This window comes from Neobacillus drentensis (genome assembly GCF_036966985.1).
In the GTDB taxonomy this organism is placed as follows: domain Bacteria; phylum Bacillota; class Bacilli; order Bacillales; family Cytobacillaceae; genus Neobacillus; species Neobacillus drentensis_E.
The window spans coordinates 1-3,227 of the sequence record NZ_JBALSN010000702.1; the positions used below are offsets into that span (position 1 = coordinate 1).

Consider the following 3,227-nt stretch of genomic DNA (forward strand, 5'->3'; position numbering starts at 1 on the left):
TTACTAACTCAAACATTGGCAGATCTCTATTACGTTTTCATTAATAGAGATAATAGTAGAAAACTGACCTAAGAATATCAAATAGTTTGTGAATAATTATACTTAAAGTAACGGGTGCTTGAGCTGAACAAGGGGTTGCTACGGCAGCCCTTTTTTCTTGTTCCAATAACGAGGTAGGTTAGTGCGGTTATCGTAATGTTTTTCACTTAAATTTAAATGAAATGTATGGTATCTTATATAAAATATTACAAAAAATGCAAATAAGGAGAGAAATTATGGGGAAAATAAATTATTCCATTGTTGATGTTTTTTCACAAGGAAAATATACAGGGAATCAACTTGCTGTTTTTAAAAATGCTGGAAACATTTCCGATGATGAGATGCAACAAATAGCTAAGGAAATTAATTTTTCAGAGACTACTTTTATTTTATCTGACAAAGAAAAAGCTGGCGGTTACGACGTTCGAATCTTTACGCCTAACGAAGAAGTCCCTTTTGCTGGGCATCCAACTTTAGGTACCGCGTATATCATTCAAAGCGAAGTATTAACCGAACCATCCGATAATCTTATATTAAATTTTAAAGGCGGACGGATTCCTGTCTCGTTCGATGATCAAGAAGAAATACTATGGATGAAACAAAACAAACCAACTTTTGGTCGGATTTTAGATGCAAATAAAGTTTCTGATGTTTTAAGTATAGATAAAGAATACATAGATGATAGATTTCCTATCCAAGAGATTTCAACTGGACTTCCAGTGATTGTTGTACCTTTAACATCTTTAGAAGCAGTTAAAAAGGTAAGCGTAAATAAAGAAAAATACTTTGAATTAATTGAAGATACTGATGCAAAAGCCATTATGGTGTTTTCTCCCGAAGCATATAATTCTGAAAATGATTTAAATGTTCGAGACTTTGCAGATTATTATGGGGTTCCTGAAGATGCAGCTACTGGCAGTGCTAATGGATGTTTAGCTTCTTATTTAGTTAAATATCAGTATTTTGAAAAAAGTGAAATAAATATTCGTGTAGAACAAGGATATGAAATAAAAAGACCATCCTTATTATTTTTGAAAGCAAGTGAAGATAACGGGGAAATCACCGTATATGTAGGAGGTAAAGTAGAAAAACTTGCCCAAGGTGAATGGTTTCTTTAAACCTTCCTTCTTCATACTAACGGGTGCGATAGTTTAACAAGCTAAAGGCAGCAAATATAATCAATATCTTGATCTTCCACAATCGGGCGCTTTTCGGAAAGCGTCTTTTTTGCTGAGTTTTTTGCAATTGATAATATCTTTGATCTTTACTTTGGTTATACTCATTGATAAGCAAAGCAAAGATAGGGGGCTATTTTACCTATGGATAGAATAATATTGTGGTCACTGCTCATAATCGGGATCACCCTATTGTTTTCTAGTTTAAGAAAACCACCAATTAAAAATTGGATTTTAATTTTTTTATTGGCCTCTTTTTTTTCAACGTTTTTTGGTGTTCTTGTTGTAGAAAAGAAAATGCTCGAATATCCAGTGAGATTTTTAAGTAACTATTTTAGTTCCAGCCTTCTTTATGAATATCTTCTATTTCCAGTTGTTTGTATTTACTTTTATCAAACGACTTATCGTTCAAGATATCTCAACATTGTTCTACAATGTATTTTGTACACCACTGTTTTAACGATAATTGAGATTTTTTTTGAAAGATATACCGAATTAATTAAATACCATACATGGACATGGATATACACATTTATAAGCACCTTTCTTCTAATGATGTTTATCCGTTTCCTTATGCACTTGATAAACAGGAAAGAAAGATATAATTAAGGAATCTCCATTGCAAGGTTTACCATTTCTTTATCTATCTATTGCTTTTCTTTTAATAACTAAGAGCCATTTTTGCACTTCGCATTTTTCAATAGTCCGTATTCTGGCGCATTAATTGAATAAAAATATTGATTAGTCAAAAAATGATAATTTGATGAGGTTAACAAAATGTATGAATTTAAAGAAGAATCTGGAAGAAAAGAAAAGCGATATAAGGCTTACCTATTTGTATTTATTATTACTGTACTAATATATACATTCATTGACCTTTCGACTAGGGAATAGAAAAGGTTTCAATGTATCGAATAGTCTTAAGTCTTTTAGTTTATTCTAGTATCTTCTATTTTGCTTTGCGTAGGAAGTTATGGGCTAACTTAATGATTAAATTTTTTGTATGGCTAAATATCTACGTATAGAGAATAGAAATTAATATATGGAATTGAGAAAAATGGAGGCTTTAGTTGCTGGATTGTTGATTTTAATTCTAGGAATAACCTTTTGCATATTAGTCTTGTTAAAATATATGACAGCGGAACATTCGAAGGAAGTTAAGAAGTGGAAATGAATAAAAAATGATACCTATGCTCTTGGCAGTTCCGGATATAATTCTATTTCACAAAATAGCAAGAAAAATCTTAAAATATTGCGAAAATAATTCTAATAGTGTTATCACTTATTATAGTTGTAATCGGTGCTTTCTCTTTATGGGTCTTTTTTTGGTAGATTGACTCCTTGCTTGTTCAGCTTATGAAGGATTAGTGAAACAAAATGTAATATAAAAAATGGTGGCACAGACCAATTTCTGGGTCTGTGCGCTAATTAAAAGTAACCCCTTACTATTGTTGAGGAGCGGAAGGAGTTGAAATACTTTGTAATGCCTGTTCCGCTTCGTTTGCATATTGATTTTGTACCGCTAAATCACCTAAAGCAACCATTCCTACTATTTGTCCATTTTCGATTACCGGCACTCGGCGAATTTGCTGCTGTGCCATCAAATTTGCTGCTTGATGAACATCCATATCAGGTGTACCTTGTACGATTTGCTGTGCAGTCATGACTTGAGATACTGGTGTTTGTGCATTTTCTCCTTGTGCTGTCGTACGAAGGGTAATATCACGATCCGTTATAATTCCAACGATTTGTCTGCTGTTATTTACAACTGGGATTGCACCGATATTATATTCGCTCATTAACGCTGCAGCTTCCTGTACGGTCTGTGTATCGTTAACTGTTACAATATTTGATGTCATTATATCTCTTAATTGTGCCATGAAACTACCTCCAAATATATTTATCCTTTATAGGATAGGGTACTTTGGCGATATTATTAATGGTAATTTTTTTCAATTAAAAGCTGTATAGTTTTTTATTAAAATGTCACCACTCTACCTTTCTGCTTAATAA

The 3,227-nt window shown here is 32.5% G+C and carries 3 protein-coding genes; 2 read left to right on the top strand and 1 reads right to left on the bottom strand.

Annotation, left to right across the window (positions count from 1 at the left end; genetic code table 11):
* The first annotated feature begins 275 nt into the window (after positions 1-275).
* Positions 276-1,157: a PhzF family phenazine biosynthesis protein gene (locus V7659_RS30725; protein WP_335452539.1), complete on the top strand. Its 882-nt coding sequence runs from the start codon at positions 276-278 to the stop codon at positions 1,155-1,157.
* Positions 1,158-1,358: 201 nt separating this feature from the next.
* On the top strand, positions 1,359-1,823 hold the full coding sequence (locus V7659_RS30730; protein ID WP_335543791.1) for a CBO0543 family protein: 465 nt from the start codon (positions 1,359-1,361) through the stop codon (positions 1,821-1,823).
* 836 nt (positions 1,824-2,659) lie between these two features.
* Here V7659_RS30730 and V7659_RS30735 read toward each other — a convergent pair.
* A complete protein-coding gene (locus V7659_RS30735) occupies positions 2,660-3,094 on the bottom strand; it encodes a CBS domain-containing protein (protein WP_335543792.1) in 435 nt (144 codons plus the stop codon).
* Between the last annotated feature and the right edge of the window lie 133 nt (positions 3,095-3,227).